The organism is Salinispora pacifica CNR114 (assembly GCF_000514775.1).
GTDB classification, from domain to species: domain Bacteria; phylum Actinomycetota; class Actinomycetes; order Mycobacteriales; family Micromonosporaceae; genus Micromonospora; species Micromonospora pacifica.
The window spans coordinates 66,222-88,791 of record NZ_AZWO01000020.1 but is presented as its reverse complement, the minus strand read 5'-3'; the positions used below and the strand labels follow the sequence as shown (position 1 = coordinate 88,791).

Genomic DNA, 22,570 nt, shown 5'->3' with positions numbered 1-22,570 from the left:
TGGGAGGCGGGATGGCGTACGGGAAGAGCGACACCGGGGAATCGCGCCGATACGAGTACCGCCCTACGCCTCGATGATCCCGCTGGGACGCGTCGCTGGCAGCGTGCGCGTACCGGCCGTGCCAGAGCTGATGGGGCAGACGGCCCGCGGCCTCGGGTCGGCCGCTGCCCGGGCCGCGCGGCTCACCGGGCTGGCCCGCCGCCGGGTCTGGTCCCGCCACAGCCGACACCACATCGAGGTGCACGGTGTCTGTCAGGACGGCGGGGACCGGCTCGCCCGGCAGGTCGAAGCGGCGCTGGAACGCGTACCCGGCGTGAGCTGGGCCCGGGTGAACGCCCCCTCGGGGCGGGTGGTGGTCGCCGTCGGTTCCCCCGAGCCACGGCTGCGCGATCTGATCGCCACCGTGGCCCGTGCCGAACGCGTCAGCCCGCACGAACCGGACCCGGAGATCCCACCGCCGCACCCGCCGGAGGAGGGCCCCCGCACCCCCCGTACGCTCGGCGCCCTCGCCTCCGACGCGCTCGGTCTGACGCTCTCCGCCGCCACCCGAATCCTGCCCTTCACCCCGGTGCCGGGGGAGGTCGCCGGCCTCCTCAACGCGATTGACCTACACCCGAGGCTGCACGCCCTCGCCGACCGGGGAGTGCGCGCCGACCCGCGTGCCGACCTCCTCTTCCCGCTGGCCGAGGCGGTGGCGCAGGGCCTCGCGGGCGGCTGGACCGGCATCGTCCTGGACAGCCTCCAGCGGGTGGTGCAGTGGGGCGAGGCACGGGCCCAACTCGCCGCGTGGACAGCAGCCGAGCCCCGGCTCACCGGCGCCCCGGGCCGGGCCGCTGCCCCCGTCCTGCCCGCCGAACGACCCTGCCCGAAGCCGGATGGACCGGCCGAGAAGTACGTGCTCCGGATGCTCCACACCGGCGCGGCAGCCGCCGCCGCCGCAACCCCGGTGGCCGGTCCGAAACGCGCCGCCGCACTCGGCCTCGCCACGCTGCCGAAGGCCAGCGGCGCCGGCCGGGAGGGGTACGCCGCACAGCTCGGTAGCGTGCTCGCGCGGCGCGGCGTCATCGCCATGGACCGCCGCGCGCTCCGCGAACTCGACCGAATCGACACGCTGGTGCTGGACGCCACGGCCCTCGGCTCCGACCGCGGCCTCCTCAGCGACCTGGCGCCACTGGGTGACGCGGAGCTGGGCGAGGTGGGTGCTCGAGCATTTGCCCTCTTCGACCCGGATCAGCCGGCGGCGGTCCAGCACGGCGACGGCTGGAGTATCGGCCCGCTGGACCGCCTGGACGCGGCGAACCCGGGCGACACCCTGCACAGCGACCGGCTTCGCGCCTCCGGTGGCCAACTCCTCGGCCTGGCCCACGGCGGTCGGCTCGTCGCGCTGCTGCGGGTCGAGGCCGAGCCGGCCCCCGGCGTGGACCTTCTGCCGGCCGCCGCCCGACGCGCGGGGTTGCGGCTGGTCGTCGCCGACGACGACCCGGGCCGGTACGACTTCGCCGACATCGTCCTCGCCGGCGGTGCCCAGCTCACCGAAACCGTACGCCAGCTGCAACGCGACGGCGCGGTCGTGATGCTGCTCTCCGGTGACCGGGGGGCGCTCGCGGCAGCCGACTGCGGCCTCGGCCTGACCATCGACGAGGAGCTGCCGCCCTGGGGTGCGCACCTGCTGGTCGGCACCGACCTCGAGGCCGCCGCGCTGGTGGTCGAGGCAGCTGGGGTGGCCCGCCGGATGACGAGGCAGAACATCCGGCTGGGGCTCGGGGGCGCCGGTCTCGGGACACTGTCCGCACTCACCGCCGCCCGGGAGCAGCTCCCGGACCGGACCCAGGCCGCGGTCAACGGGACGGCAGCGCTGGCGTTCGCCCACGGCGTGTGGCGAGCCCACCACCTGCCCAAACCGACCGAGGCCCCGGCCGGGCGGACGGCGGTCCCGTGGCACCTGATGCCGGTGGGAACCGTCCTCAACGAGCTGGGCAGCAGCTTCGACGGGTTGGATCCGACGGAGGCCGACCGCCGACACTCCAACCAGGTCACCGACGGCGGCCCGACTCCGACCCTGCTCCGCGCCTTCCTGGACGAGCTGGCCAACCCGCTGACCCCGGTCCTCGCCGCCGGGGCGGTGCTGTCCGCGTCGTTCGGCTCCCTGGTCGACGCCGCCCTGGTCAGCGGGGTGGTAGGCGGATCCGCCCTGGTCGGGGCGGTACACCAACGCAACACCGAACGGTCACTGGCCGAGTTACTGTCCCGTACCGCGGTCACCGCCCGGGTTCGGCGGAGCGGCGCCGAGCAGCAGCTACCCGCCGACAACCTGGTCCCCGGCGACGTGATCATCCTGGAACCCGGTGACGCCGTACCGGCCGACTGCCGGATCCTTGAGGCCACGGGGCTGGAGGCAGACGAGTCCTCGCTCACCGGCGAGTCGCTGCCGGTTGGCAAGACCGACCGACCGGTGGCCGCGTCCGACATCGCCGATCGCCATTCGATGCTGTATGAAGGCACCACCGTCGCCGCCGGTCACGGTCGAGGGGTGGTCGTCGCCACCGGCACCGACACGGAGGCCGGGCGCAGCCTCAGTCTCGCCCGGCAGTCCCGACCCAGCGGCGGCGTCGAAGCGCGACTCGGCGGGCTCACCGGCTCGGCGATACCGCTCGCGCTCGGATCCGCCGTCGCGGTCGCCGGTGCCGGCGTCGCGCGCGGCGTACCGCTGGCGGAGACCGCCTCGACCGCCGCGAACCTGGCCGTCGCGTCGGTGCCCGAGGGGTTGCCGTTCCTGGTCAGCGCCGCGCAGCTGGCGGCGGCCCGGCGTCTGGCCGAACGCGGCGCCCTGGTGCGTAACCCCCGCACGATCGAGGCGTTGGGGCGCGTGGACGTGCTCTGCTTCGACAAGACCGGCACCCTGACCGAGGGGCGGCTCGTGCTCTCCGGAGTCGGCGACGGCACTCGATTCGCCACTGTTGACCGGCTCGACGACCACCTCCGCATGATCCTCGCGGTCGCGCTGCGCGCCACTCCGGACGCCGAGGACCCGGATCAGCTTCCCGAACAGGCCGACCGGGCGATCCGCCGGGCGGCCCAGGAGACCAACACGGTGGAGCAGACCGGTGCGGAGGACTGGCGTCCCGCCGGCGAGCTTCCCTTCGAACCGTCCCGTGGCTACCACGCCACCGTCGGCACCTGCGATGCCGGCCTGGTCCTCAGCGTCAAGGGTGCCCCGGAGACCGTCCTGCCTCGCTGCCGGAGTCGGCGGACCGAGGCCGGGGTGGTGCCGTTGGACGACGCGACCCGAGAGACGGTCCAGCAGGAGTTGCTCCGGCATGCCGGAGCCGGCCAGCGCGTGCTGGCCCTCGCCGAACGGATTATGTCCGACGAGTCGGTCACCGACCACGATGTCCAAGGCCTGACCTTCGTCGGCATCCTCGCGTTGGCCGACGGAATCCGGGCCAGCGCCGCCCCGGCGGTGGAGAGCATCCGCCGGGCGGGGGTGCACACGATCATGATCACCGGTGACCACCCGGCCACCGCCGAGGCGATCGGCTCGGTGATCAGCCCCGGTGATGGGCAGCGGGTCGCGACCGCCAACGACCTCGTGGACCTCGACGACGAGGCGCTGGCAGCCCGCCTGGTCACCACCGACATCGTGGCCCGGTGCACCCCAGCCCACAAGGTACGGATAATCCAGGCGCTCCGGACCTGCGGTCGTACTGTGGCGATGACCGGCGACGGCGCCAACGACGCACCCGCCATCCGCCTCGCCGACGTCGGCATCGCCCTTGGACAGCGCGGCACCCCCGCGGCTCGCGCGGCGGCCGACCTGGTGGTGCTGGACGACCGGCTGGAGACCATCATCGCCACCCTCGCCGAGGGGCGGGCCATGTGGTCGTCGGTCCGGCACGCGCTGAGCATCCTGTTCGGCGGCAACCTCGGCGAGATCGCGTTCAGCATCGTCACCGCCGCCGTTGACGGCCACTCCGCGCTCAACGGCCGACAACTGCTACTCGTCAACCTGCTCACCGACCTGGCCCCCGCCCTGGCCGTGGCGGTCCGGCCGCCCCCGCCGGAACAGAGCGAAAACCTGCTCCGGGAAGGGCCAGACACCTCCCTCGGCGCCACCCTCAACCGGGAACTCGGCGTCCGCGCCACCTCCACCGCGCTCGGTGCCACCGCCGGCTGGGTGCTGGCCCGGTGGGTGGCGGCGTCACCCCGCCGGGCCGGTACCGTCGCCCTGGTGTCGCTGATCGGAACCCAACTCGGCCAGACCCTGCTGGCCGGCGGCACCACCCGCGGCGTCCTGCTCTCCACCGCCGGCTCGGTGGGGGTACTCGTACTGGTCGTGCAGACTCCCGGCCTCAGCCACTTTTTCGGCTGCACCCCGCTCGGCCCGATCGGCTGGACGATCGCCACCGGATCCGCGGCCGGCGCCGCCCTCGCCAACGGCACGGTCGCCCGCCTGGTGGAGCAGCTACCAGCCCCACCCCGTCCCGGGGTGGACCTGCCCGACCTGCTCGCCCGCCTCCGCCACCGGGGGCACGGCGGCTAGCGGCTACGTCCAGGTAGCGGCGGCGCGGCGCAACCGGTCGTTGATCGCCCGGCCCACTCCCTCCTCGGGCACCGGTTCCACCAGGATCTCGTCCACACCGGCCCCATCCAGTCGATGTAGCGCGTCGAACAACCGGGCCGCCGCCTCGGTCAGGTCGCCCTTGCCGGACAGCACCTCCACCGCCGCCCAGTCCCCCACCGGAGCGCCGCGGAAGCCCAGAAACCCCCGCCGGGAGACGCCGCCGTCCGCCGGCTCGACGTCGGTGACCAACCGCAGCCGCGTACGCGGGGCGTAGTGTGCCGCCAGCGTCCCCGGTGCCACCGGTTGCCCCGAACTACCCGGCCGGACCAGCACCGGACCGACCACCTCCTGCAGCGACTCCACCGGCAACGCGCCCAACCGCAGCACCACCGGACGGTCGCCTCGCGCGTCCACGATCGTCGACTCGATCCCACACCGGGTCGGTCCACCGTCGAGCACCACATCAACGGCGGCCCCCAGCCCCGCAACCACGTGCTCGGCCCGGGTCGGGCTGAGCTGACCGAACCGGTTCGCGCTCGGTGCCGCCACCGGCACCCCGGCCACCGCGATCAACTCGCGCGTCGCCGCGTGGTCCGGCACCCGCACCGCCATCGTCTCCAGCCCGGAGGTGACGATCGGCGGGATCACCGCCGGTCGGTCCACGATCAGCGTCAGCGGCCCGGGCCAGAATCGCTCGGCCAGCACCGCCACCGCCGCCGGCACCGTACCCACCAGCTTCTCCAACTCCGCCGCCTCAGCCAGGTGACTGATCAGCGGGTCGAAGCTCGGTCGGGCCTTAGCCGCGAAGATCCGCGCCACCGCCGGGGCGTCCAGTGCGTTCGCGCCCAGGCCGTACACCGTCTCGGTGGGCAGGGCCACCAGACCACCGGATCGCAGGACGCCAGCGGCCTCGGCGACACCGCTGTCAGCGGGCAATACTCGCGGCGTGCTCACACCTCGACGCTAGCCTGCCGGACCCGCTCCCCCGCCGCCGACCCGATCAGCGTGCAGAAATCACTGGACCAGCGGCATATAGTCCGACAGTGACCGAGAACACCAGGAAGCGGATAGCTGTGCCGGCGTCCCTCGAGGGCATCGAGAAGGTCTGGTCACAGGTATGGGAGCAGAACGGCACCTATCGCTTCGACCGCTCGGTAACCCGCGACGAGGTCTACTCGATTGACACCCCGCCGCCAACGGTCAGCGGGGCGCTGCACGTCGGTCACGTCTTCTCCTACACCCACGCCGACGCCGTCGCGAGATTCCAGCGGATGCGGGGTCGGGCGGTGTTCTACCCGATGGGGTGGGACGACAACGGTCTACCCACCGAGCGGCGGGTGCAGAACTACTACGGGGTGCGGTGCGACCCCTCCCTGCCCTACGACCCGGGCTACACGCTACCGGCCGAGCCACCGAGCCGGCCGCAACCGATCTCCCGGCGTAACTTCGTCGAGCTGTGCCGGAACCTCACCGAGCTTGACGAGCAGGCGTTCGAGGCCCTGTGGCGACACCTGGGCCTCTCCGTCGACTGGTCCCTGACGTACGCGACGATCGACGACCGGAGTCGGGCGATCTCCCAGCGGGCCTTCCTCCGTAATCTGGCCCGGGGTGAGGCGTACCTGGCGGACGCCCCGACCCTCTGGGACGTCACCTTCCGCACGGCCGTCGCGCAGGCCGAGTTGGAGGATCGCGAGCGCCAGGGCAACTACTACCGGCTCACCTTCCACTCGGCGACCGGAGACAAGATCTACGTCGAGACCACCCGGCCCGAGTTGCTGCCGGCCTGCGTCGCGCTCGTCGCCCACCCGGATGACGCGCGGTACCAACATCTGTTCGGCAGCACCGCCGTCACGCCGCTCTTCGGTGTCCCGGTGCCGGTCAGGGCGCACCCGCTGGCTCAGCCGGACAAGGGCTCCGGAATCGCGATGATCTGCACCTTCGGCGACCTGACGGACGTGCTGTGGTGGCGGGAGTTGGCCCTACCGACCCGGCCGGTGATGGGTCGCGACGGCCGCCTGCTCTCCGAGCCACCACCCGGGGTCGTCAGCGCCGACGCGGTGGCGGCGTACCGGATGCTCGCCGGCCTGACCGCATTCTCCGCGAAGGCGAAGATCGTGGAGCTGCTACGCGCCGCCGGGGAGCTCGAAACCGAGCCTCGCCCCACCACCCAGGCAGTCAAGTTCTACGAGAAGGGTGACAAGCCACTCGAGATCGTCACCACCCGTCAGTGGTACGTCCGTAACGGTGGTCGGGACACCGAGCTGCGGGCCGCGCTGGTCCGCCGGGGGCGCGAACTGACCTGGTCCCCCGAGTTCATGCACAGCCGGTACGAAAACTGGGTCGAGGGTCTCTCCGGAGACTGGATCATCAGTCGACAGCGCTTCTTCGGTGTGCCGATCCCGGTCTGGTACCCGCTCGACGACTCGGGCGAGCCTGACCACGAGCACCCCATCCTGCCGGAGGACACGGCGCTGCCGGTTGACCCCAGCAGCGACGCCCCGCCCGGTTACCAGGAGAGCCAGCGCAACCAACCTGGCGGTTTCATGGCGGACCCGGATGTGATGGACACCTGGGCCACCTCCTCGCTCACCCCGGAGATCGCCGGCGGGTGGTCGGTCGACGACGACCTCTTCGCCCGAGTTTTCCCCATGGACCTCCGTCCGCAGGCGCACGAGATCATCCGGACCTGGTTGTTCGCCACCGTGCTCCGGTCACACCAGGAGTTCAGCCGTCTGCCCTGGAACACCGCACTGCTGTCGGGCTGGATCCTGGACCCGGACCGTAAGAAGATGTCGAAGTCCAAAGGGAACACGGTCACGCCGATGGCTCTCCTGGAGGAGTACGGCTCCGACGCCGTCCGGTACTGGGCGGTCAGCGGCCGGCCGGGCACCGACACGGCCTTCGACACCGGGCAGATGAAGATCGGTCGCCGGCTCGCCATCAAGATCCTGAACGCCACCAAATTCGTGCTGCGGTTCGGCTCCCCAACGCTGTTGGCGCCCCAGGTGGCGCAGGTGACCGAACCACTCGACCGTTCGATGCTGGCCCGCCTGGCCTCCGTCGTCGGCTCCGCCACCGCCGGGTTCACCCAGTACGACTACACCCGGTCCCTCGAGTGCACGGAGCAGTTCTTCTGGTCGTTCTGCGACGACTACCTGGAGCTGGTCAAGGAGCGCGCGTACGGGGAACCGGACGATCCCGCCGTCCGTTCGGCCCACACCGCGCTCGCGCTGGCGCTGCACACGCTGCTGCGCCTCTTCGCGCCGTTGCTGCCGTTCGTCACCGAGGAAGCCTGGTCGTGGTGGCAGGAGGGTTCGGTGCACCGGGCGGCGTGGCCGACCCGGCAGGAGCTCGCCAGCACCGACGATTCCGCCGAGTCCGGGGAGTTACTCGGGCTCGCCGCCGACCTGCTCGCCGCCATCCGCCGGGCGAAGTCCGAGGCGAAGCAGTCGATGCGGGTGCCGGTAGCCCAGCTCACCCTCCGTGGGCGCGCCCCCGACCTCGCCACCTTCGCCCTGGTCAGCCGGGATGTTCGGGCCGCGGGGGTGGTGCGGGAGGTCAACACCGCCGAGGCGGACACGCCATTGACGCCGGAGATCACACTCGGCTGACCCGCCTGATGCCTCATGGAGGCATCAGCCAGCCCTGCTTCGGCGCCGCTCCAGCTCGGCGCGGGCTTCATCGTCGGAGAGCAAATCCAGCGTTTCCCGCATCGACTCGTACTCGGCTACCGAGATCAGCATGACGTTCGGCGCGGCCGTTCCGAGTGATTGTGCTCTTGGGCGACCCTGGTCAGCAAGTTCGGCGATCCGAGCCTTAGCTTCGGTGATCGGTACGGCTTCTATAACAGCCCACTATAGCGACCGGTCAGAATAATGACCGGTCGCTATAGTCTTGCCCGCTGAACTCGGGCCCGCCGTGCTGGACGCGCCGTTCCCGTTACGGCCGTAGGTCGGTCTTGGCGTCGCCAGTGACCGGGTCGAAGGGGTAGGAGAGGTGCTGGTGGGTCATCAGCCAGGCGCCGTCTCTGCGTTGGAAGATGCGGGTCCCGCGGGACCAGGTGTCTACTGACTGGCGGCCAGCGGACACCTCGACGTGGTTAAGCCCCCAGGCGACGGCGAGATCACCGTTGACCAGGATTTTCAGGTCGGGAACATGCCAGATGACGCTGCTGTCACCAGCCCCGTCGAGCCCGGCCTTGCAGACCTCGCGGACGGCGTCGACCCCGATGCACTGCAGCGCCTGGTCATGCTCGTAGGAGACGACGTCGTCGGCGATAGGGGCCATCAGGCCGTCGAGGTCTTTGGCCGCTGTGCTGGCGAACCAGCGTTGGTGTAGCCGGCGCAGGTCCTGCTCAGCGGCAGCGCGGTCCTGATCCGGAGCGGGATCGGCCGCGGTGGACCCGTCGGTAAGCGTAAATGAGTGATGCTCATGGGCGATGACCCACCGGCCGGCCTGCTTGCGCAGACCGAATGTCAGCCGCAGCCGGTTGTCGGGATTGTCGGCGAAGTCGCGCTCAGTGCCGCAACGCAGCAGGGCGTACGCGAAGGCGACATCCTCCCCCGCGGTAACCTCCAACGACTCGATGTCGAACGAAGCCCCCTGGGCCTGCCACTGGAAAAACGGTGGCCAGGTCTCGCGGTAGGCATCGAGACCCCGCACCCCCTGCTGCGGCGGCGGCACGTCGAACATCACGATGTCCTCCGTGTGGTCGGCAAGGACTCCGGTGAGATCACCGTGGTGGACCGCTTTGGCCCAGCCCTCGATCAGGGTGCGGATCTGCTCCTCGTTGCTAGCCATGGTCGGCCTGGTCCTTCCGGGTTGATGGGTCCGTCAGGACTACAACCCGGGCCAGTCCGCAAATTCATCGCGCACCGGGAAGATTCTCTTCCCACAGTCGGGCCGGCAGGCCAAAGGTCGAGAAGTCGGCGTCCAGGAACGAGACCACCTCGGCCACCTGCCGCCCGCGCAGCGTCAGCACATCCAGACCCGCCGGGACGTACGCGCCCCGCCCGTCACTCCACAGGTAGGTGCCGAACGCGAGCTGCCCGTTCGCCCGCGCCGGCACGAACCGCCAGCGATGCCCCAGCACCGCCTCGGCCAGGAACCCACGAACGTCTGCGGGGCCGGCATACCACCTTGTCAGCGGCGGCATCGAGTACCGTGCGTCCTCGGTCAACATCGCCACGATGGCGTCAACGTCACCAGCCTCCCAGGCGGTCACGTACTGCCGGGCCACCTTCCGTTGTTCCGCGTCACCGAGCGTCCGCAGGGTCTGCTGTTGGCTGCGTTCAGGGCACAGCTTCCCGACGACCTTGCGGGCCCGCTGCAGAGCGCTGTTGACCGCGGCCACCGTGGTGTCCAACACCTCAGCGACCTCACCGGCGGTGTAGCCGAGCACGTCGCGCAGCAACAGCACCGCTCGCTGTGACGCCGACAGATATTGCAAGGCGGCGACGAACGCCAACTCCACGCTCTCCCGCGCCACGATGCGGGCTTCGGGATTCAGCCGCGCCGTCCAACCCATGAGCCGATCGGGATACGGCTCCAGCCACGCCGCCTCGGTCAGCGGCGCACCGCCCGGACTCAGATCCGTGGGCAACTCGCGCCGACCCCGTCGCTCAATAATCGTCAACGACCGGTTCGTCGCGATCTTGTACAGCCACGGCCGAATTGACCCGTGATCGTCGAAGCGCTCCAGGCTGCGCCACGCCCGGTCCAGGGTCTCCTGGACCGCATCCTCCGCGTCATGGACCGACCCCAGCATCCGGTAGCAGTGGACGCGGAGCTCATCCCGCAACGGCTCCACCAAACGGCCGAAGGCATTGCCGTCACCGGCCCGCGCCGCCACCAACTGCGTCGCGGCAGCCTCACGTGCCCGACTCGAACTGCTCCCGCGATCTTCGGCATCGCTCACCGGCGCCAGGTTACCTCGACGAGCGGGGGGTGAACCTCATTACGGGCACGTGTTCGCGATGCGGCGAAACGTGCGTCTACCGCAGCCGACCACGGCCCAGGAAAGAGCACCCCACAAGCACCTCCAGGCATTGCGAACGGATGGAGTCCCGAGCGTCAACGAGTGTTGGCGGTAAAGTCTGTCGATGACTGCGACCTGCTCCGTACCGCTGGCGCAGGTCTCGGGGATGCTGGGCATGTCGTCACCGAGCCGTCGACCTGTCGCTGACGCGTCAATGGAGACGGGCTTAACGCTCGCCGCTGGGCTCGGTGTCCAGCTGCGGCATCGCCTCCACGAGGGTTCGATGGATGTAGGCGAGGTCGGGGTCGGACCATTCCGTGAGGCCCGCGTCGCTGCCACCACCGCCGTCCCAGTCCAGCTCCGGGGCCTCGGCGTGCTGGTACACCCACCACAGGTTGCCCCACGGGTCACGCATCCGAGAAAAGATCGTGCCGAAAAAGTCGGTCGGCCGGGTGACGATCCGCGCGCCACGCCGCACGGCCCGCGCGAGCACGCTGTCCACGCTATCGACGTAGATCTGGGTCAGTTGCGGCAGGAACGGCCAGCCCGGCTTCCGCTCGCCGAGCAACAGCGTCGTACCGCCAATCTCGAGCTCGGCATGCAACAAAAGACCGTCGATGTCTACAGTGCGGGCCTCGGGGTGCTCCGCTCCCCCGAACACCTCCCGCAGGAAGGTCATCAGCCCGTCAGCATCGTGGACGACGAAGAACGGATTCAGGGTGGAGAACCCGGTCGGGGTGGTGATGGCGTTCATGTGTCGTCCTCCTGCGCAAGGTCGGCTGATCAGTGTCCCCACCCTCGCTGACCGACCGTCCGGAGGTCTTGAACAAAAGCGCCAACGTCAGGCAGTCTTCGCCGAGCGGATGCGAGCCGGCGTCTCACCCCGGATACGCCTCAGCTCTCGGGTGAGATGCGCCTGATCGGCATACTCCAGGGCGAGAGCGACCTCGGGCGGCGGCACTCCCTCGCTGAGCAGATGGCAGGCACGACGCGCACGGTCGAGCCGCTCGATTTCCTTGCGGCGCAGGCCCGTGATCGACCAGAACCGCCGCTGCCAGCTCCGTCGCGACAGCCCACGGTCGTCGCCGTTGAGCGCCCGCCGGATGTCGGCATCCGCCACCAACACCCCGTCGGCCACAAGCCGCGCGACGAAGGACTCGAGTTCCTCCCACCCAGGAACGCGACAGCGGCAGCCCCCGAGCGCTACCTGCCCGTCGACGACCAGCAGCTCAGCAATCGCACCGCGCAGCAACGCCTTGTCCACGCCGGGGATCACCACGTCAGCGGCGAGCTCGACGCCCCAGTAGGACTCCCCGGCATGTGCGCAGATCGGCAGGCTCGTGATCCGCGGACCTGCCAGCTCAGCCGCCAGCGATCCATCGGGGCGACGGATGAACGACAGGCCCCAGTGCTCGCTCGCTTCGTCGATGTAATCGGCGGCCTCCTCGACGTAGGCACGCCAGACTGTCCGGATCTCGGGAATGGGCGAAGCCCGCTGCTCCCACACGCACCGAGGGTAGGTCAATCATGCTGGAGGGAGACCTACGTGCGCTCCAGAAACCACGTCATTCCTGGTCACAGGCGTAAAAAGTGGAGCCCAGGGGACTTGAACCCCTAACCCCTGCCTTGCAAAGGCAGTGCTCTGCCAGTTGAGCTAGGGCCCCGGAAGCGGTCCGTGCCGCCGAACGCTGACCAGTACGAGTCAGCGCAGGTCGGGCGCGTTGGTGGCCTCGTGCCAGAGGGCGCGCTCGTCGTTGGTCTCCTTGACCCGCTTGGCCACGACTGCCGCCACACCGACGATACCGACGAGGATCAGCAGCTTCTTGAACATTAGGGCAACCCCTCACGCTCGACAGTGCCGTCGGACCTACCCAAGGACCGTATCAGCCGGAGGCAAGGGGCGGTAAACGGGCCCACCGACGCAGTGCCCCCGGGACGACTCAGCACCGCGTCCCGCCCCCGGCCGACGTTGCGGGATCGATCACTCCGGCCGATGACAGACCGCCTCGACGTTGTTGCCATCGGGATCACGGACGAAAGCCCCGAAGTAGGTCGGGTGATATTCCGGCCAGACCCGGGGCGCGTGCAGCACCTCCACTCCGAGTGCCACCGCGGCGTCATGAAACGCCTGCACCGCAGCCCGGTCCGGCGCGGTGAAGGCGATGTGCGCCTCAACACCCTCGGCCGCACCGCCCAGCGGGCTGAGCCAGAAGTCAGGAGTGCTGCTGCCATAGCCGACCGCCTCCGGGAACTCCATCAGGCGGCGCCCATCAAGTGGGGCCAGGACAGCATCATAGAAGGCGAGACTGGCATCGAAATCACGCACCTGAATGCCAAGGTGGTTAAGCACCGGACCTCCTCGAAGACGAACCGACCCAGGGAAACCGGGCGGGACAGCGCATCGAACGGCGCCAGCCTAGGAGCGGGGTATGACACTTCCGCCACGCATGCTGCGGTGCTGGCGTCTCGCCGCTGGCACGGCGGGGACACGGTAATCGGCGCTACGAAAAAGCTCGGCCCCCAGAATGTGAGGACCGAGCGGTAGGTGGGGCTAGCTGGAATCGAACCAGCGACCTCAGAGTTATCAGCTCTGCCGGTCCCAGCATCGTTCGATCTCGCGTCCCCTGGGTGCCACTGACCTACACAACACCGATACCTTACTGCTGTCTCGAAGCTGGTGTTACACCGCCGCTTTCCTCCTCTGCAGCTTCCTCGTAGACCGAGATGAGCGCCTCGATCATTCGCCGCCTGGCGGTAGCGGAGATCTTGAGGTTGCGAATGCGATCCACCTCCTCAGCAAGTTCATCACCACTCGACGGAGCGGCGGGCTGTGGCCGGGTTCGGGTGCGGGGGGTTGGGTCGTCACCGCTCAAGATCGCAGCGACGCTACCCGGCTCCCAGTCGAGCGCCAGCTCGATGCCAGGCCAGACGTGCTCAGACGTACGGACTGTGGCCTTTTCCGCACCTGACCACGTGTTACGTGCAATCTGCGCCAGCTTTGCGGCCTCGCGCTCGGTGCGGCGAAGTGCTAGGCGTCGCTGCCGGATCGCGGCTCCTAGTGCGGCGCGTCGGTCTTCCATACGCGCCATCATGGCAGCTCACTCCGGCTCAATCTAGCTCACAAGTCATTCATTCATCTCAATCTTGAACTTGTGGGTGGCTCATTCTGGCTCAGTCTGGTAGCTTCGCCGGCATGACCCAGGCAACACCGAACTACGCACCCAGCGGGGTGGAGATCGACGGGGCAGCCCTACGGGAGCGCCGAAAGCTCGCCGGACTGACGTTGACCATGCTTGCGGAGCGTGCTGGCCTCAGCCTTGGTTACCTGAGCCAGATTGAGCGTGGAGTTAAGCCAACCATCTCCCCACCCCTATTTCGACGCCTTGCCGGCGCACTTGACCTCGAGGCTGACCCGTCACAGCTCCGTCGGGCCGCCTAATGGCCAGTCCGGCTCAGCGGCAGCTCGCTGCATCTATCGGCAGCCTGACGCGCTGGTCACGCATCACCAGCGCGGAGGCACGGAAGGCCGCCCTTGCTCCAGCGCGGATAGCACGGCTGAGGCAGTGGGAGCGGCAGGCCGACCCGCAGGGCGTCCTACCGCCCGACGAACTCGCCGCAGCCGTGCAGCGGCTCAAGACGGCGCACTACCGGCGTATGGCCCTGGCCAGCGCCAAGAAGCGCGCCGCACCGCCGCCTAGGCAGAACACAGCCGTTGCGGACGCATGAGCTGACGGCGCTGATCGGCCTGTCCACCGCCCAGCAGTAAGTGAGCCCCCCGCCGACCGCAGATCGGCGAAGGGCTCGACCGCACCAACCAACCATCAGAAAGAGAGAAGTGCAGATGCAAGACCAGACGGTACCCGAAACCACCGAGCGGCAGATGTGCGCCGCCGCCCAGGCCGACGTTTACTGCTCGCCGCGCTGTTTCGGTAGCCGGGGCCGGGACTGCGAGAACCCGCTGCCCACGCCGGCAGCAGAGCCCGCGTCGCCGGCCTACTCCTGCGACGGCTGCGGCCGTACCTTCCCGGAGCCCCCGCAGATGTGGCGCGACCGGTGCGGCTGGTGCCGGTGGGGTACCCCGGACGGATTGCCGCCCACCTGCAGGCACTGCGGACTGGCGACCGGCACCACGGACCCGTGTTGCTCCGCCTCGCTCGGTCTTTCCGACGATACCGAGGCCGCTGAGCCGGACTACTGGCTGTCCCTCGCCGCTGACCTGCGTCGTGTGGCTGACCGGATCGCCTCTCTCGCCGGCACGCCGGCCCCCGACATCTACCCGACCTTGTCCGTGCATGTCGGTCTGTACGTGGCGGCCGGGCATGAGGAGCGTCGGCCCATGGTGGACGCGATCGCCGCGGCGCTTGACGCCCCACCCGCTGATGTGATGTCCGGGCCATTCTGGGAGCGCCGTGCACGCGGGCAGCTCGGTGCGCTGCGCGTCACCGCCTCGACCCGGATCCCCGCGCCGGAGGACGCGGAGCTGGTGACGCTGCGGGCCGAGGTGGCCGCGCTGCGCGCCCAGCTCGCCGAGGGCGGTGCCCGATGACCGGCCTCAACCCCATCGACCCGGTCGACGCGGTGGTCCTGCGGCATCTCGCCTGGGATCTCGACCGGGCCGCCGATGCCGAGGTTGCCGACCGCGCCGCCGAGTACGCGGCTCTCCCGCCGAGCCTGGTCGGCGACGGGCTGCGGCATCTGGCCGAGTGCGCCCAGGAGCAGCACCGCATCACTGGCGGTGCCCGATGAGCGCCCCGGAGTGCGACGCCTGTCTACGAAACGCCCTGTGGCGGATCCATCCCGCCTGCTCGTGTGTCCTGCCCCCGCGCGGCGGAACGGATCGGCACTGGTATTACGCCTGCACTCATCACATCGGAATGGTGACCCGGCTCTTCACCGAAGGTCACCGGCGGCACGTGGGCCAGACCGCGTCCGAGGTGGTCATGTCGGAGGTGCCCAAATGAGCGCCCCGACCTGGCCACTCATGGCCGCCGCCGATCCGATCACCGTCCCGGACCTCGGTTGCGGGCACCTGCCGGGGGAGAGCTGCGACGGCTCCTGCGGCTACTGGCGGGGTGTAGCGGCCGGCGAGTACCCGCCGCCGCCGGAGATGCCGGTGGCGCTGCCGCCGCACTGCCCCGGCCTGCTGCCGCTGACTGATCCGGCGCTGCGGGAGGTGGCCTGACATGGCACGCCACCTGCAGACCCACTCCGGTCCCGGGGTGTGCCCCGGCTGCCTAACCGTTCCCGGCCGCACCCATGGCCCGGCGTGTCCGGCGGTGGAGGGCCCCCACCACGCCGCCGACTCCGTCCCGGAGTCCGTCCGTATCGCACTCGGCCTGCTTGTCGGGCTGCTCATCGGCGTCGGCCTGTGGGCTGTAGCCGCCGCCATCGTTTGGAGCCTGACGTGAAAGACCTGCTTGATGTGCTGACTGCCGACCGGGGCTTGCTGGCCGGCTGCGACCGGTGGGGTATCCGTACCGTGCATCCCGATCTGCGCTCACAGCGCGGCTACCGGTGGCCTGGGCCCGGCCTGTGGGCGTACGCGCCGGGGCCGATCGACACCGACAACACCAGCTCATGCCCGATCGAGGTCGGGGACGGGATTTGTCTGGCGCGGACGTGGGCCGCTATGGCGTCCGCCGGTGTGCCAGCGGTGACCCTGCTGCTATGTGCGTGGTCCTCATTCGACCTGCTCTCCGACGCCCGCGGGGATAAGTGGCGGCTGCGGCGAGCGTACGTAGCCGACATCGTGGACGGCGCGCGTCTGGTCCGTGATTACGGACGCGACGCGGACCTGCGGAGCGCAAACCTCGAGGGTGCAGACCTGAGGCGCGCGGACCTGCGGGGCGCAGACCTGGAGGACGCGAACCTGAGGCGCGTGAACCTGTGGGACGCGGACCTGCGGGGCGCGAACCTGAGGCGCGCGGACCTGCGGGGCGCAGACCTGGAGGACGCGAACCTGAAGGGCGCGGCCCGGTGACCGGCGACATGGTGCGGGAACTGGCCGCCGCCCTCGACGCGGCCGACCGCGAGCGGGCCCGCCTCCAGGACGCACTGGACGTGACCACGGCCGCCTACCAGCGGCGGACCCGGCAGGCCCGCCAGTGGCGGGACCTGGCCCGCGGGCTGTCCGACGACCTGCGGCAGGCACGGGCCGCCCGGGACCAGGCGATCAGCACCTCCCAGCGGCTGCGGGTGGGCCTGGTGGCCGCGCGGGAGCGGCTCGCCGGACGTGAGGGGGCGGGGCGGTGATCCCGATCATCTGGCGGGGTTGGCTGCCCGCCCCGCGCGCCCTGCCCCTGGCCCGGCCGGTCCAGGCCGAGATTCGGACGGCTGGCCGGCACCGGCGCACGCCGGGGGATCTGCCCCGGGTGCCGCGAGTACGGACCGTCTGGCGGCACCGCTGGCCGACGGCGAGGCCGCGGTGAGGGCCGGGCGGTGGGCGGATGTCGCCGCCGCGACCCAGGCCGCGATCACCGGCGGGCGGCCGTGTGCTGGCGGGTGCCGGTGGCCGGTGCATCCCGCCGCCACGGCCGGGCCTGGTGGGGAGCCAGGCGTCTACGACCGGCATCCGGGGTGTGAACCCGGCGGCCAGCAGCTACGCGCAGTTCCGGGAAGGCGGTCATGACTGGCTGTGTCACCTGTGGCCTGCCCGAGAACCGGTGGGATCCGGCTGACCGGCTGTACCTGTGCGGCGGGGCCCAGTGCCCCGACTGCATCCGCGTCGACCTTGACGATGAGCGGCGGCTCGACCACCAGGAGGCGGCATGACTACCGCCGGCCTGGTCGTCACCGATCCGGGGGTGTACGCCGGCATCCGCGACACCGTCTACCACGCGGACCCGGTCCCGCAGGGCTCCTTGTCCAGTTCCGGCGCGCGCAGGCTGATCCCGCCATCGTGTCCGGCCATCTACAAGCACTGGCGCGACAGCGGGCAGAACCCGAAGCGGGACTTCGACCTCGGCCAGGCTGCTCACAGCCTCGTGCTCGGCGCCGGCCCGGAAATCGTCGAGGTCACGCACGACAACTGGCGGACCAACGCTGCGAAGGACGCGGCGGGTGAAGCCCGTCAGGCCGGCAAGGTTCCGCTGCTGACGAAGGACTACGAGGTTGTGCAGGCCATGGCCGCGAAGCTGCGCGAGCATCCGACGGCCGCCGCGCTGCTGCGCCCGGAGGGCGGGCGGCCGGAACTGTCGATGTTCTGGGTCGACCCGGAAACCCGCATCTGGTGCCGGGCCCGTACCGACTGGCTGGACGTGTCTCGGCCCGGCCGGCTGATCGTGCCCGACTACAAGACGTGCGTCTCGGCAGCCCCGGACGACCTTCAGCGGGTTATCTGGGACCACGGCTACCACCAGCAGGCCGACTGGTACCTCGGCGGTCTACGTGCCCTCGGGGTGGCCTCCGACGACTCGCAGTTCGTCTTCATCTTCCAAGAAAAGCGCCCCCCGTACCTGGTGACGGTGGCGCAGCCGGACCCGTTCGCGTTGCGCGTCGGCTCGCACCTGAACCGGCAGGCCCGGCACCTGTACCGCGAGTGCGTCACGTCCGGCCGGTGGCCGGGCTACACCGACGACGTTGCCCTCATCTCTCTACCCGGCTGGGTGGAGAACCGCTACGCCAAGGAGCTGTCGTGACCAACCGTATGCCCGAACGCGTCGCCGGCCCGGCGACACCTACGCACCTGGGCCAGGCGACCGCTGTCGAGCAGTCCCGCGCTGTCGCCGAGGTTCAGGCCGCGGTCGTCGTCGCCCAGCAGTGCCCACGCAGTATCGCCGCCGCGGTCGCCGCGATGCGTGAGTCGTGCGCCCAGAGGGGACTGGCCGAGCGGGCGTTCTACCGGTTTCCCCGGGCTGGGCAGACCGTGTCCGGCCCGTCCGTGCACCTCGCCCGGGAGCTGGCCCGTTGCTGGGGCAACGTGCAGTACGGCATCGAGGAACTGCGCCGTGATGACGCGGGCGGCTATTCGGAGATGCAGGCGTGGGCCTGGGATGTGCAGACGAACACCCGCTCTCGGTCCGTGTTCGTGGTGCCGCACAAGCGGGACACCCGCGACGGGGTTAAGGAACTCGTCGACATGCGCGACATCTACGAGAACAACGCGAACAACGGGTCGCGGCGGCTACGGGAGGCGATTTTCTCGATTCTACCGCCGTGGTTTGTGGAAGACGCGAAGGACCGCTGTTCGGTGACGCTGCGCGACGGGGGCGGAAAGCCCTTAGCGCAGCGCATCGCGGACGCGATCAAGCTTTTCGCCGACCGCTACGGGGTGACGCAGGACCAGCTTGAGCAGAAGCTGGGCCGCACGTCGGACCGGTGGACCGAACACGACGTCGCGCAGTTGACGGTGACGTTTCGGTCCCTGGAGCGGGGCGAGGTGTCCTCAGACGACGAGTTCCCGCCGCAGCGCGTGACAGCAGAGGAGATTGCCGCGCAGGCCGCCGCGGTCCCGGCGCCGTCGACCACGCCACCTACGGCAGGTCTAACCACTACCGGCGGGCATGCCGAGCAGGAGTGGCCAGACGCGGCGCAGCCCGGCGGTGACCAGTGAGCCACGCAGATCCGTACTACGGCAACGCCGCCGAGGTGGAGCACGTGTGGGCTCGACCGCCGTCGCCTGACTGCGACGCCTGCGGATGCTGCACCGCTGCGCTGTGCGCTACCGCCGCCGAGCGGGAGCTGCCGTGCTGGGCGCTGGTGTCCGCCGGGCCGGCGGTGATGGATGTCAGCGGGTGCCCGTGCGCCCCGGTGGCGGGGCAGGGCCGGCCGTGATCCGCGACCGCGACGCCGCCCTCGGCGGGCCGGTGCGGGAGCCGGGCTGGTGCGTGTGCGGGCACCTGGAGCCGCTACACACACTGCGGGCAGGCCGCCGGGGCGGCTGCTCCACCTCGACGTGCGGATGCGGCGGCTACGAGCCCGGGGCCGGTGTCATGCCGGCCCCGGCCGGGCCGCCGCATCTCCTGCCGGACCTGGACGCCATGGCCAGCCGGTACGCCGTGTACGCCGACGCCCGAGACGGCGGCCGGCAGCCAGATGCCGCCCTGCTCGCCCGTGCCGTGGCCGATGACGTACCCGCCTGGCGCGCCGAGGTGCACCGCCTGGAGGCACTACGGCGGGAGTTGGCCGCCGAGCTGGACCGGCTTCAGGGCGGCGCGTGATGGACAGCAGCACCTACGTAGACCGGCTCGCCGCCGTCGCCGCCGAACTGGTCGTGCGGGTCCGCGACGACGACCCGCAGGCCAACGCGCGGTGGCTCGCCGCGATGCTGCCCGACCCGGGCGACCGGGAACGGCTGCTGTACGTCCTCGCCGCTGCCGTCCCGGACGACCGGCCGTGGCTGCACCTGACCGCTTGGACAGTCACACCACGGCCGGCCCGCGGTCCACAGCCGTGTGGGACGCCGGCCGCCGCGAAGCGGCACCGAGAACGCGACGAAAAGCCGTGCGAACCGTGCGAGACCGCCGAGCGGGAGGACTGGAGGCTCCGCAAACGCGACCAGCGCGCCCGCCACAAGACCACCCCCTGACCGGTTGGGCCGGCCCGGGAGGGGCGGGGCCGGCCCAACCACCCCCGAACAGACCAGCACCACCCGTACATAGAAAGGCACGACGTGGCCCGGATCCGCTCCATCAAGCCCGAGTTCTTTACGTCGCTGACCGTGGCGAGTCTGCCCGTCGAAACACGGCTGACGTTCATCGGCTTGTGGACCCACGTGGACGACGAGGGCCGCTGTGTCGACGACGCCCGGCTTATCAAGGCCGCGGTCTGGCCGCTGGACGACCGGCTCTCCACCGACGTCGAACTCGACCTAAAGCGACTCAGTGAGTCCTCACTGATCCTTCGTTACAAGGTGGGCGAGCGCTCATACCTTGCCGTCCGAGGATGGGGTGAGCACCAACGGATCAACCGTCCGACAAAGAGCAAGCTCCCCCCACCGCCGGAAGCCCCCGAACCCCCACCGACCAGTGAAACGACACCCCTTCCCCCTGCGGAAACCCCTGGTCAGAGCGCCCCTGAACCGTCGCACAGTGAGCCCTCACCGCAACCTCACACACAACTCACTGAGGACTCACCGGCGGAAAGGAACAGGGAACAGGGAACAGGGAACAGGGAGAAACCCTTTGCGTCGCCAACGGCGCCGCCCAAAACGAAGCGCGGAACCCGACTCCCCGACGCCTTCACCGTCACCGAACCGATGAAGGAGTGGTTCCGGATCAACTGCCCCGGCATCAACGGCGCACGAGAGACCGAGAAGTTCTGCAACCACTTCCGATCAGCACCCGGACAGAAGGGCGTAAAGCTCGACTGGGTCGCGACCTGGCGCAACTGGATGCTCACCGCCGCCGAGCGGAACGGCATCCCGGTCACCGGACGCGCCACCGGCGCGAACCGGCACCTAAACCAGGGCCGCGACGACAACCCCTTCCGCACCGGCGCCGCATCCGCCACCTACGCCAGCCACACCCCCGGAGCAGACCAATGACCACCCCCATCCGCGCCACCCTCGGAGACTGGCCCACCCGCGCCGCCAGCAACACCACCCCGACCACCAACAGCCCCACCCTCGCCGAACTCCAAGCCGACGCCGACCGCCGCGAAATGGACGCCATCCGCGCCCGCCAAGCCGCCAACCGCGCCATCGTCTACACCCGCCGCCGCCCCACCCGCTACGCCAACGCCACCTACAACCAACTCACACCCGCCCAAAACCCCGCCGGGAAGATCACCCGCTGGTGGGACCACGGCCCCCGCGCACTCGTCCTCGCCGGCCCCGCCCGCACCGGCAAAACCACCGCCGCATACGCCATCGCCAACGACGTGCACAACCGCGACACCTGGGTGACCGTCTGGACCGCCGCCGACCTATCCGCCGCCCTCAAACCCGACTCCACCGAGCCCTTCGCCTACGACTACGCCACCACCTGCCCCCTACTCGTCCTCGACGACCTCGGCCGCGAACGCGTCACCGACTGGTGGCTCGAACAACTCCAACGCATCGTCGATGCCCGCTGCGCACACCAGCGCCGCCTTATCGTCACCACCAACAGCGGACCCAACGCCGACGCCGCCTACGACGAACTCGCCACCCGCTACGGCCACCCCGTCGTGGAACGGCTCATCGACGACGGCGGCGTCCTCGTCCTCGACGGGCCAGCCGTACGCCGGGTCGTGAACCAGTGGTGACCCACACCGCCGGCCACGGCCGACCCCAACCCACCACCGCCCGAGGAGGGGCCACCATGACCACACCCGCCCACCGCCTGCCCATCCACGGCGAATGCCACCACGACCACGACGTCGCCACCATCACCGTCGAGCGCGACGCCGCCCTCGACCGGCTCGCCGAGGTGTGGGCCGCCCTCGGCCGGGCCGGCTGCCACAGCCCCCTCGCCACCGCCGCCGAGCTGATCGACCAACTCGCCGCGCAGCGGCACCGCGCACGCGCCACCCTCGCCGACGCCCGCGACCTGATCACCACCCTCGACGACGTCGTGTCGCAGCTCGACGCCGTACAGGCGCGGTACGCCACCCGCCCCGGTTCCCCGGCCGGCGGCGCGCAGGATGCCGCCAAGCCCGCTGAGAGCCACGCACAGGCCCGTATAGGCCCCGGGTGGGACCGCGGCACCACATACCCCCCAATCGACATGCAGCAGTTCCTCGACTACTCCACAGCGGAGTTCGCCGCCGCGCGCACCGACGACGAACGCGTGGAGGTCATCCGTGACCTCCTGGAGGGCTGGCATGACCGCTGGGATGCCTACTACGCCACCGCCGTCACCGACGAGTACGCCGGCATCGCCCGCCACCTTGTCACCCTCATCGCCGCCGCTGAAGCCCACGCGGCCGACAGGGAGGGCTGACCCGTGCACTGCGACGTCTGCCGCCTGCACGACCTCCACCAGGGCCGAGATGACCGGATCGGGTCCGTGCTCTGCACCTGTGAGCCGGACGACGATCCGGGGCCGGGTGACCTCGACTGGGTCACCGAACCCGCCGAACGCGAGCCAGACGACGACTGGACCAGCCGATGA

Annotated in this window: 29 protein-coding genes and 2 tRNA genes; 21 read left to right on the top strand and 10 right to left on the bottom strand. The window is 70.3% G+C overall.

Annotated elements, in window-relative coordinates:
* Positions 1–73 precede the first annotated feature (73 nt).
* Positions 74–4,540 carry a cation-translocating P-type ATPase gene (locus B118_RS0114455; protein ID WP_027648373.1) on the top strand — a complete coding sequence of 1,489 codons (4,467 nt, stop codon included), beginning with the start codon at positions 74–76 and terminating at the stop codon, positions 4,538–4,540.
* Between the two features lie 3 nt (positions 4,541–4,543).
* On the opposite strand, the gene B118_RS0114450 is transcribed toward B118_RS0114455, so the two are convergent.
* Positions 4,544–5,497, bottom strand: coding sequence for an L-threonylcarbamoyladenylate synthase (locus B118_RS0114450; RefSeq protein ID WP_018221865.1), 954 nt, complete (start codon positions 5,495–5,497; stop codon positions 4,544–4,546).
* A 131-nt stretch (positions 5,498–5,628) separates the two neighbouring features.
* On the opposite strand from B118_RS0114450, the gene valS reads away from it, so the two are divergent.
* Positions 5,629–8,172, top strand: coding sequence for a valine--tRNA ligase (valS, locus tag B118_RS0114445; protein ID WP_028192957.1), 2,544 nt, complete (start codon positions 5,629–5,631; stop codon positions 8,170–8,172).
* A 328-nt stretch (positions 8,173–8,500) separates the two neighbouring features.
* On the opposite strand, the gene B118_RS0114435 is transcribed toward valS, so the two are convergent.
* The 9 genes from B118_RS0114435 to B118_RS30470 all read right to left on the bottom strand — a co-directional run bounded on the left by B118_RS0114435 (position 8,501) and on the right by B118_RS30470 (position 13,618).
* Positions 8,501–9,361, bottom strand: a complete 861-nt coding sequence (locus tag B118_RS0114435; protein ID WP_027646155.1) for a YybH family protein — start codon at positions 9,359–9,361, stop codon at positions 8,501–8,503.
* A 64-nt stretch (positions 9,362–9,425) separates the two neighbouring features.
* A complete protein-coding gene (locus B118_RS0114430; protein WP_018221868.1) occupies positions 9,426–10,412 on the bottom strand; it encodes a sigma-70 family RNA polymerase sigma factor in 987 nt (328 codons plus the stop codon).
* A 352-nt stretch (positions 10,413–10,764) separates the two neighbouring features.
* Positions 10,765–11,292 carry a VOC family protein gene (locus B118_RS0114425; protein WP_018812807.1) on the bottom strand — a complete coding sequence of 176 codons (528 nt, stop codon included), beginning with the start codon at positions 11,290–11,292 and terminating at the stop codon, positions 10,765–10,767.
* Positions 11,293–11,379: 87 nt separating this feature from the next.
* On the bottom strand, positions 11,380–12,045 hold the full coding sequence (locus tag B118_RS0114420) for a helix-turn-helix domain-containing protein (protein ID WP_028192956.1): 666 nt from the start codon (positions 12,043–12,045) through the stop codon (positions 11,380–11,382).
* Positions 12,046–12,129: 84 nt separating this feature from the next.
* Positions 12,130–12,202 (bottom strand) — tRNA-Ala (locus tag B118_RS0114415).
* A gap of 38 nt (positions 12,203–12,240) precedes the next feature.
* Positions 12,241–12,369 carry a DLW-39 family protein gene (locus B118_RS32900; protein WP_018221871.1) on the bottom strand — a complete coding sequence of 43 codons (129 nt, stop codon included), beginning with the start codon at positions 12,367–12,369 and terminating at the stop codon, positions 12,241–12,243.
* Between the two features lie 150 nt (positions 12,370–12,519).
* Entirely contained in the window at positions 12,520–12,888 is a 369-nt protein-coding gene (locus tag B118_RS0114405; RefSeq protein ID WP_018221872.1) for a VOC family protein, read from the bottom strand.
* Positions 12,889–13,084: 196 nt separating this feature from the next.
* Positions 13,085–13,189: transfer RNA gene (locus B118_RS31755), tRNA-Ile, on the bottom strand.
* A 6-nt stretch (positions 13,190–13,195) separates the two neighbouring features.
* Positions 13,196–13,618: a hypothetical protein gene (locus tag B118_RS30470; protein ID WP_238323925.1), complete on the bottom strand. Its 423-nt coding sequence runs from the start codon at positions 13,616–13,618 to the stop codon at positions 13,196–13,198.
* Positions 13,619–13,731: 113 nt separating this feature from the next.
* On the opposite strand from B118_RS30470, the gene B118_RS30465 reads away from it, so the two are divergent.
* The 19 genes from B118_RS30465 to B118_RS31745 all read left to right on the top strand — a co-directional run bounded on the left by B118_RS30465 (position 13,732) and on the right by B118_RS31745 (position 22,570).
* On the top strand, positions 13,732–13,977 hold the full coding sequence (locus B118_RS30465; RefSeq protein WP_080645101.1) for a helix-turn-helix domain-containing protein: 246 nt from the start codon (positions 13,732–13,734) through the stop codon (positions 13,975–13,977).
* A 402-nt stretch (positions 13,978–14,379) separates the two neighbouring features.
* On the top strand, positions 14,380–15,084 hold the full coding sequence (locus B118_RS0114400; protein ID WP_043541378.1) for a hypothetical protein: 705 nt from the start codon (positions 14,380–14,382) through the stop codon (positions 15,082–15,084).
* The gene (locus B118_RS0114395) at positions 15,081–15,284 is read left to right on the top strand and encodes a hypothetical protein (protein ID WP_028192954.1); all 204 of its coding nucleotides are present in this window, start codon (positions 15,081–15,083) and stop codon (positions 15,282–15,284) included. Before B118_RS0114400 ends, B118_RS0114395 begins: the two co-directional genes overlap by 4 nt.
* On the top strand, positions 15,281–15,499 hold the full coding sequence (locus B118_RS32895; RefSeq protein ID WP_155256555.1) for a hypothetical protein: 219 nt from the start codon (positions 15,281–15,283) through the stop codon (positions 15,497–15,499). Before B118_RS0114395 ends, B118_RS32895 begins: the two co-directional genes overlap by 4 nt.
* The gene (locus B118_RS0114385) at positions 15,496–15,720 is read left to right on the top strand and encodes a hypothetical protein (protein WP_028192953.1); all 225 of its coding nucleotides are present in this window, start codon (positions 15,496–15,498) and stop codon (positions 15,718–15,720) included. Before B118_RS32895 ends, B118_RS0114385 begins: the two co-directional genes overlap by 4 nt.
* A gap of 1 nt (position 15,721) precedes the next feature.
* Positions 15,722–15,946: a hypothetical protein gene (locus B118_RS0114380; protein WP_028192952.1), complete on the top strand. Its 225-nt coding sequence runs from the start codon at positions 15,722–15,724 to the stop codon at positions 15,944–15,946.
* Entirely contained in the window at positions 15,943–16,518 is a 576-nt protein-coding gene (locus B118_RS0114375) for a pentapeptide repeat-containing protein (protein WP_018812812.1), read from the top strand. The genes B118_RS0114380 and B118_RS0114375 overlap by 4 nt, the downstream gene beginning before the upstream one ends.
* Positions 16,515–16,790 (top strand): hypothetical protein, encoded by a 276-nt coding sequence (locus tag B118_RS0114370; protein WP_028192951.1) that lies wholly within the window; start codon positions 16,515–16,517, stop codon positions 16,788–16,790. The genes B118_RS0114375 and B118_RS0114370 overlap by 4 nt, the downstream gene beginning before the upstream one ends.
* A complete protein-coding gene (locus B118_RS30460; RefSeq protein ID WP_033669907.1) occupies positions 16,787–16,966 on the top strand; it encodes a hypothetical protein in 180 nt (59 codons plus the stop codon). Before B118_RS0114370 ends, B118_RS30460 begins: the two co-directional genes overlap by 4 nt.
* Before the next feature lie 196 nt (positions 16,967–17,162).
* On the top strand, positions 17,163–17,309 hold the full coding sequence (locus B118_RS32400) for a hypothetical protein (protein WP_202902336.1): 147 nt from the start codon (positions 17,163–17,165) through the stop codon (positions 17,307–17,309).
* On the top strand, positions 17,306–18,175 hold the full coding sequence (locus B118_RS0114360; RefSeq protein ID WP_018812815.1) for a PD-(D/E)XK nuclease-like domain-containing protein: 870 nt from the start codon (positions 17,306–17,308) through the stop codon (positions 18,173–18,175). Before B118_RS32400 ends, B118_RS0114360 begins: the two co-directional genes overlap by 4 nt.
* The gene (locus B118_RS0114355; protein ID WP_018812816.1) at positions 18,172–19,089 is read left to right on the top strand and encodes a hypothetical protein; all 918 of its coding nucleotides are present in this window, start codon (positions 18,172–18,174) and stop codon (positions 19,087–19,089) included. The genes B118_RS0114360 and B118_RS0114355 overlap by 4 nt, the downstream gene beginning before the upstream one ends.
* A complete protein-coding gene (locus B118_RS0114350; protein ID WP_018812817.1) occupies positions 19,086–19,310 on the top strand; it encodes a hypothetical protein in 225 nt (74 codons plus the stop codon). The genes B118_RS0114355 and B118_RS0114350 overlap by 4 nt, the downstream gene beginning before the upstream one ends.
* Positions 19,307–19,696: a hypothetical protein gene (locus tag B118_RS32890; RefSeq protein WP_238323924.1), complete on the top strand. Its 390-nt coding sequence runs from the start codon at positions 19,307–19,309 to the stop codon at positions 19,694–19,696. The genes B118_RS0114350 and B118_RS32890 overlap by 4 nt, the downstream gene beginning before the upstream one ends.
* Positions 19,696–20,064, top strand: coding sequence for a hypothetical protein (locus B118_RS0114335; RefSeq protein WP_018812819.1), 369 nt, complete (start codon positions 19,696–19,698; stop codon positions 20,062–20,064). Before B118_RS32890 ends, B118_RS0114335 begins: the two co-directional genes overlap by 1 nt.
* 84 nt (positions 20,065–20,148) lie before the next feature.
* On the top strand, positions 20,149–21,021 hold the full coding sequence (locus tag B118_RS32885; protein WP_238323923.1) for a hypothetical protein: 873 nt from the start codon (positions 20,149–20,151) through the stop codon (positions 21,019–21,021).
* Positions 21,018–21,722: a P-loop NTPase family protein gene (locus B118_RS0114325; RefSeq protein WP_018812821.1), complete on the top strand. Its 705-nt coding sequence runs from the start codon at positions 21,018–21,020 to the stop codon at positions 21,720–21,722. Before B118_RS32885 ends, B118_RS0114325 begins: the two co-directional genes overlap by 4 nt.
* Before the next feature lie 56 nt (positions 21,723–21,778).
* Positions 21,779–22,399 (top strand): hypothetical protein, encoded by a 621-nt coding sequence (locus B118_RS0114320; protein ID WP_028192950.1) that lies wholly within the window; start codon positions 21,779–21,781, stop codon positions 22,397–22,399.
* A gap of 3 nt (positions 22,400–22,402) precedes the next feature.
* The gene (locus tag B118_RS31745) at positions 22,403–22,570 is read left to right on the top strand and encodes a hypothetical protein (protein ID WP_155256554.1); all 168 of its coding nucleotides are present in this window, start codon (positions 22,403–22,405) and stop codon (positions 22,568–22,570) included.